This window comes from Dehalobacter sp. (genome assembly GCF_030063005.1).
Classification (GTDB): Bacteria; Bacillota; Desulfitobacteriia; order Desulfitobacteriales; family Syntrophobotulaceae; genus Dehalobacter; species Dehalobacter restrictus.
This window is the reverse complement of the sequence record NZ_JAPDHR010000032.1, coordinates 1-6,813: the sequence shown is the minus strand read 5'-3', so window position 1 is coordinate 6,813 and position 6,813 is coordinate 1. Positions and strand designations below refer to the sequence as shown.

Below are 6,813 nucleotides of genomic sequence, written 5' to 3'. Positions count from 1 at the left end.
TGCAACGTTTAAGGAGCTTGGAAAATGAATTCTGGATAAAATATTGATCGATTCGTGAGGAAACAGCATTTTCGTTACTCGTCAAATCTGGTATAATACTGGTCATAGGAAACCTCCAAAGTACTGGATTATTGGGTTTGTGGTTATTCTCATTATACCAGATTTGGTGGTTTCCTTGTTGTATTTAACCATACTTTCAAAGACTTTCAAGGTTTCAACCTACCCGACAGGGTGGGAAAGTTGAGTTATTGAATTATTTCTTTTCTTTCCCTATTCTCCTAGTTTGAAGCATTTCTTCTAAGACCGCTTTTGTATTTTGTTCATCTCCGGCAGTGGCAAGAGAAGCTTCCTGATTCTGTTTCTCGATTTCTTCCAGCACTTCACTGCGCAGAATCTTGACATCCTTCGGTGCGTTGATACCAATGCGTACCTGATCACCGGAGACAGACACAATCGTGATTTCAATGTTATCGTTAATGATGATCTTTTCATCGATTTTCCTGGACAATACGAGCATTCAGCCAACAACCCCTTCCATGGTACCTTCATTACAATCAGTCTCGAGTTCAGAAAATAAAGGTTGTCTGGATAATAAGCTGTCCTTACTCAGGATAAACTGCGCGCCTTTACCGGTTCGGCGATTAATAACGATTGGCGCGCGCAGATTGATGGTTGTCTTTTGCATATCCTGTTGACACAGCGTCAGGATCGCCCAGACTTCGAGCTTGTCGTCCGGAGTAACTTCCAGAAGCTCTGCCTCTTCTTGCCCCAAATCAACGGTCGAAAGATAATCCGGAAAGAAAATTTGCGGTCTGACAATGATGAAACGGGCATGGACATCCTCGGCTGACAGCAATTGTGTTAGCAGGGAATTCTCTTCTTCCATCAGGTGGTATTGGAAATATCCTTCAAATCCCGGAATTCCTTTGGGAAAACGGATCAGCGTCCGGCTCATATCGTTCACTCCTTCATGATTTATCTGGCGTTCTTCATTACTTATTTTTTCACATCAAACATTTGACCAACGGCCTTAATCTTCAAGTAAGGCTCTTGTTCCCAATAGACTTTCATCAGCGGCAGGGAAAAATCCTCTATCCTGACGCCGCCCCAATCCTCGAGCTGTGTATCCGTTCCTCCGAGCTGCGCCCGAAGTTCTAAAGTCCCAGGCTGGCCGATCATTTGGATGGAGGGAAGCGGAACCACAGCGAGTTGTTTCTCCGGCGGTTCCATGGAGCGGATGACAATCTCGGGGATGGTCGCTTGATTGGAGGTATCGGCGAAAGCATAGCCTGTCTGAACCGTTCTCTCAAGATTCGCCAGATAGCTGCTTTCTGCTTCATCGGCAAACGCAAAGGCCCGGAATTCCGGACCGCCATAACCCAAAGACTGCCGTACGGCAGAAGTATCCACCTGCACATCCGGATAGGTGCGCTGCAGATCGATTTCCGCTTCTTTTTGCTGAACGGAGACTTCTGCTTTTCTGATATTCAAGTCGTAACTCGCTTTTTTCAGATCCAGCCCGAGCTGGGCAGGCTGCCGGTGAATCTGCAAATCAATCATTTCGGCACATCCTTACGTCACTTACCGCATGAAATCAACCAGGGAAGGCTGAATGATCTGAGCGCCGACCGACAAAGCCGCCTTGTAGGTATTATTAACCGAGTTGAATTCCATGATCGTTTCAGCCATATCGGCATCTTGAAGGTCGGAAAGGTTCTGCTTCAGGTTAATCGTATTATTGACAAGCTGATCGCTGATCGTGCTCATACGGTTGGTTCTGGCCCCTAATTCGGACCGCAGAGCCAGGAAGTTATCCAAATGGCCGTCGATCTCATCCAAAGCTTCATTGATCTGGGTCTCATTGCCGCTGCTAAGCGAGGTACTTAATTTGTTCAAGGTATTGAAAAAGGAAGAATTTTCTGTATTGTCGGCATTGTAGGTAATCCCAAAAAGTTTCGTTCCTTCAATAGCGACCCCAATATTTACATTGGGTCCAACCTCAAATTCAATCACTTTATCGTTTCCGTCCCATTGCGTCAAAGTAAAAGGTACGGTTGCACTGCCGGGAATCGGCGGCGTATCAATCTTGCTGCCGGAAAAAATATATTTCGAGTTCACCTGGCTGTTCGCCATGACCTGGAACTGCATATTAAGCTGATCGACTTCTTTGGCAATCTGGGAGCGGTCCGTATTGAAAAGGGAACCATTGGCACCCTGTACCGTCAGCTCCCTGATCCGCTGTAGCATGGCCGTCATACCGCTCAGTACACTTTCACTGGATTCCAGGTAGGAAGTCGCTTCACTGGCGTTATTCTTCCATTGTTCCATCGAGGATATCGTGCTGTTGATGCGAATGACAGTTTCTGTCCCTACAGGATCATCCGATGGTTTCGTAATTGTATTACCGCTAGAAAGCTGATTCTGCAGCAATACCATTTTCTTATTCGATTGCTCCAAATTTCTTAATAGATTATGCGATAGAATATTATTGCTCACCCGCATCTTTACTCACCTGCTCCTGAATTATTTGGTGGTTCCCATGGCAATAAGATTATCAAACATGCTGTCCAGCATGGTTACAAATCGGGCTGCTGAACTGTAAGTTTTTTGGTATTTGATGATGTTGGTCATTTCTTCATCAAGGGAAACGCCGGAAAGGATTTCTCTCTGGGTATACATCTGTTCCACAAGGACCGATTGTCCTTCCGTCATTCTTTCGGCCTGCTGCGCATTGACTCCCAGATCCGTGATCATCGCACCGTAGAAATCCCCGAAAGAAGTAGCGTCGACAGGATTTGCTCCATTTTGACCAAAGACATTCTGTCCGATAGCGGTCTTCAAACCCGTCCAGCTGTTGGCAAGCGAAGAAATCGCCAAGGCAACACTGCTGTCTCCGATTTCCAAAGGATTGGTTTTTATCCCGGTGGCAATTCGATTGTAATTAGCTTGCAGCACTGCATTAATTTCAATGTTGGCAGCCGTAATATCCGAGCCGTCGCTTGACGTAAAAAAGTCAATTCCCGTGGTCTCCAGCTCAAGCCCTTGGCCGGTGCGATGGAGAACATTAACGGCATTGGCGATGCCTTTCGCCAGGGTATCTAAGCGCGAGCGGACGCTTTCTATGTAATGATCGCGCATGTCCAGGTTGGCAGCAAGCTGCCCCATATTCGTACCGAGGTCTACCCAGTTGCTGGCGACGTTGGTCGAAAAGCCTAAGCTCGTCATGCTGTCATTTACCGTTAGGTCAAGGGTAAATGTGTCGCCATCGGCAGGTGCTCCGGCAACCGTTAAGGTGATTCCGGCCATAGAAAGGCCGGTAGTGGCGCCTGCAGGAATCCCATTATCCGATAATTCCCAGGTACTGGTCGTTCCATTATACGTAGCCGTCAGCGTATTCCCTTTACCTGTATACGTTCCCAAGGCCGTCATACTCGTTACAGATCCAGTATTGGCGGGATCAGCCGTCAGAGCGGCCGGATCATGAAATGAGCGGCCCAGGCTGCCGGTGACATTCTCCAACGCGATAAGCGAAGTGCCGCCGGACGTGCCCGAGGTAATGGTCAAATGCCCCCCGGTGTAGGCGATTGAGACATCGGGCTGTCCCGAAACATTGTTAATAGCGGTTTGCAAATTAGCGGCCAAATCTGTCAAGGTATAACCGGCTGTTCCGTCATAGGTTCCGCGTATACTTGACAGATCGACTGTATAGCTGGTTCCGTCAATATTGATTGCAATCTGGTCGCCATCGCTGATCGTTAGCGGCGTACCAATCGCTGAACCGGTATCAACCACTGCAGAAGCTGAATCAGCCCAGACGACCCTGCTGAATCCATCCACGGTCGGAGGCGGATTCTGAAGATAGCGTATCGCCTGAAAGTCAACCAAGACATTATTAGGATCGTTTTCATTGCCGATGATCACTTTATAATTATTGACCTGGCGGTCTGTAAAAGCAGGATCCCTCGATTCGATGACCCGTACCGGCACAATTTTTGATAGGTTATCGACAAGACTGTCCCGTTGATCTTTCAAATCATTGGGATTATCCCCTGCAACCTCGGAATTTTTAATCTGGATATTCAGCGATCGGATCTGCTCGGCAAGGGTATTAATTTGCGTTACTGCCGCTTTGACACTGCTGTCCAGATCATTCTGAGTTTCAGAAATCTGTATCTCCATATGGTGGAACGTATCCACCAGCGTCTTGGTCTGTTCAATTAAAGATGTGCGTACTCCGGCATTTTGCGGATTATTGGCCAATACGCTCCATGAATTCCAGAATTTGTTCATGTCGTTGCTAAGACTGTAGCTTGACGGCTCGTTCACCATACTTTCCACTAAGCTTAACGTGCTCTGCCTCCCCGACCAATATTCATATTTGGATGTTTCAGACCTGAACTGAAGATCCAAATATGAATCCCGGGCGCGGGTCACCGTATCCATGGCTGATCCCGTCCCCAATGTCAGAAATTTCCCTCCGGCCATAACGGTCAACGGGATTGCTGTCTTGAGATCCGCGATCTGACGGGAGTAACCGCTGGTACTCGCATTGGAAATATTATGTCCGGCAACGCCAAGGGCGGCCTGCTGGGAACTGAGTGTCCTGTTCGCTAATTCTAAGCCAAAAAAGGTTGAATACATAACGATTTCTCCTCTGCACTGTATTCAATCGCGTTTCATTTTACGGATATCTTACGGATAGCTAATTATCGTTAAGACCGTTAAACAACTTTAGCCGGCCAATCAGTTATTTTAAGTTAAATACTTTTATCGATGATTTTTACACCGGTTTGATGGCTCTTATTGGCTTTGTCACCGGGATTGCTGTAAGTCGCCTGTCGATCGTTCGTCAGCAGCCGGACCGTGAAATTAACAAGTTTGACAGCGTTCTCCAACAGTTGGGTATTCACTTCATGCAAACTCTTTAATTCACCGATAACGGACTCCAGTTCCAGTCTTACCGATTGTAAGGCCGGAAAACTGGAGGATAAATCCGCTAGGGTAATATCTTCAATGTTTTTGTTGGTTTCTCTGCCAAAAAAATCTGCCCAGTAAAGTCTTTCCTCTTCCAACTGTCCGACTTCGAGCAGAATTTTTTCTTCCTGAGCGGTGATGCTTTCTATTTTCTCAATCACATTGTCTACGAGCGCTTTCTGCTTTTCTTGTTCTAATTCGGTCAACTGGCGATAGAAAGCAATTTGCTGCCGTAGGTTATTTTCCAGACCTGCCACATATTCCGCCACTTATTTCCCCTCCATCCCGTTTGGAGAAAGAATTCCTTCGGCAATAGAAGCCGCATCAAGATTAAATTCACAATTTGCAATTTGTTCCGAAATTGCCGTGACCTTGTCTTCCCTGATGTCCGGCATATCTTTTATTTTTTGCAACAGCTTTTGAAAAACCTGCGCATTTTCGGATACGGCCAACTGATCCTGTTGCGAAACCGTATTGACCTTACTTATCTGAGATACCCGGGTAGCAGCCTGGACACTGCCAACGGGGGAAATCGAAGCACTATCTATTTTCATTACATTCACCAACCTGACTGTTTTATCTTTTTTTAATGATATACAGTTTTCTTATCGTCCAGCAGCTCAGCAATCTGAATACCTTTTAGGGTTGATTATGGTCAATTATCTCCGAGTAACTCTTAATATATCTAAATATCAAGCTATTATACCCAATAATAAAAATTGGTATAATCTTTCTCGTGTCATTATCCGGCAGAATGCTGTATAATATTGGTTGGCTTGATAAATGACGATCAAAAACCCTAATGTTTTCGGTTAAGAATTACGTTATTAATAGTATATAAACGTATATGAAGAATTATCTGCAAAGCAGTTATTAATGAAGATTGCACAGGAGGAACATCGGTCAATGGATATAACTACCATCTTGGGGCTTGTCCTGGGATTTTTCGGTATCTTATTCGGTTTTGTCTTAGAAGGCGGGCATCTTGGTTCTTTGTTTGCTGTATCTCCCATATTTATTGTTGTTTTCGGCACACTGGGCGCTACGGTAATCGGTATCCCTTTAGACGAGCTTAAGAAATTGCCCAAATGGTTAAAAATTGCTTTTATGAATCAATCCTTCGGTGTGGAGAAAGCCTATTTCACCCTAGTGCATTTTTCCGAGAAAGCCCGTCAGGAAGGACTTTTAAGCCTTGAGCAGGAATTGGAAACCGTCGATGACAAATTCACCAAACAGGGCATGCAGCTGGTTATTGACGGTACAGACCCGGAGATCACCAGAAGCATCCTGGAATCAAATATTGCTGTTTTGGAAAACAGACATAAGGTTGGGATCACCTTTTTCGAGTCTGCAGGCGGCTACAGCCCGACTTTGGGGATTATCGGAACAGTCATGGGGCTAGTTCACGTTCTTGGTAATCTGACGGACCCCGACAGTCTTTCCGGTTCGATTGCCGCAGCCTTTATTGCTACCCTCTACGGTGTTTGTCTGGCTAACCTGGTCTATCTGCCGATCGCAGCCAAGCTGAAAATAAAAAACCAAATGGAAGTGCAGACCATGGAAATGATTCTTGACGGGATTATTTCGATTCAATCCGGGGAGAACCCCGCGATCCTGAAAGAAAAACTCAAAACTCACCTCGGTTATATGCCCGAAAAAGAAACCAAATTTGAAGGTGCATTTGAAGCCAGTGAAGTGAATTATTAATAAAGTACTCAACTTTCCCACCCTGTCGGGTAGGTTGAAACCTTGAAAGTCTTTGAAAGTATGGTTAAATACAACAAGGAAACCACCAAATCTGGTATAATGAGAATAACCACAAACCCAATAATACCAGTA

At 45.6% G+C, this 6,813-nt stretch carries 8 protein-coding genes; 1 reads left to right on the top strand and 7 read right to left on the bottom strand.

From position 1 onward, the window contains the following. Positions 1-253: 253 nt before the first annotated feature. From csrA to flgM, 7 genes are all read right to left on the bottom strand, one after another. On the bottom strand, positions 254-517 hold the full coding sequence (gene csrA / locus OKX56_RS09870; protein ID WP_019225332.1) for a carbon storage regulator CsrA: 264 nt from the start codon (positions 515-517) through the stop codon (positions 254-256). Further along, the gene (locus OKX56_RS09865; RefSeq protein ID WP_019225331.1) at positions 518-955 is read right to left on the bottom strand and encodes a flagellar assembly protein FliW; all 438 of its coding nucleotides are present in this window, start codon (positions 953-955) and stop codon (positions 518-520) included. It abuts the gene before it with no gap. 41 nt (positions 956-996) lie between these two features. Further along, the gene (locus OKX56_RS09860; RefSeq protein WP_019225330.1) at positions 997-1,560 is read right to left on the bottom strand and encodes a DUF6470 family protein; all 564 of its coding nucleotides are present in this window, start codon (positions 1,558-1,560) and stop codon (positions 997-999) included. A gap of 21 nt (positions 1,561-1,581) precedes the next feature. Further along, positions 1,582-2,502: a flagellar hook-associated protein FlgL gene (gene flgL / locus OKX56_RS09855; protein WP_287896325.1), complete on the bottom strand. Its 921-nt coding sequence runs from the start codon at positions 2,500-2,502 to the stop codon at positions 1,582-1,584. Positions 2,503-2,523: 21 nt separating this feature from the next. Beyond that, positions 2,524-4,641, bottom strand: a complete 2,118-nt coding sequence (flgK, locus tag OKX56_RS09850; protein WP_019225328.1) for a flagellar hook-associated protein FlgK — start codon at positions 4,639-4,641, stop codon at positions 2,524-2,526. Between the two features lie 116 nt (positions 4,642-4,757). Beyond that, positions 4,758-5,243: a flagellar protein FlgN gene (locus OKX56_RS09845; RefSeq protein WP_019225327.1), complete on the bottom strand. Its 486-nt coding sequence runs from the start codon at positions 5,241-5,243 to the stop codon at positions 4,758-4,760. Continuing rightward, positions 5,244-5,528 (bottom strand): flagellar biosynthesis anti-sigma factor FlgM, encoded by a 285-nt coding sequence (flgM, locus tag OKX56_RS09840; RefSeq protein ID WP_019225326.1) that lies wholly within the window; start codon positions 5,526-5,528, stop codon positions 5,244-5,246. Between the two features lie 352 nt (positions 5,529-5,880). Between flgM and OKX56_RS09835 the strand changes: the two genes are divergently transcribed. Then, entirely contained in the window at positions 5,881-6,681 is an 801-nt protein-coding gene (locus OKX56_RS09835; RefSeq protein WP_015045321.1) for a flagellar motor protein, read from the top strand. Positions 6,682-6,813: the final 132 nt, after the last annotated feature.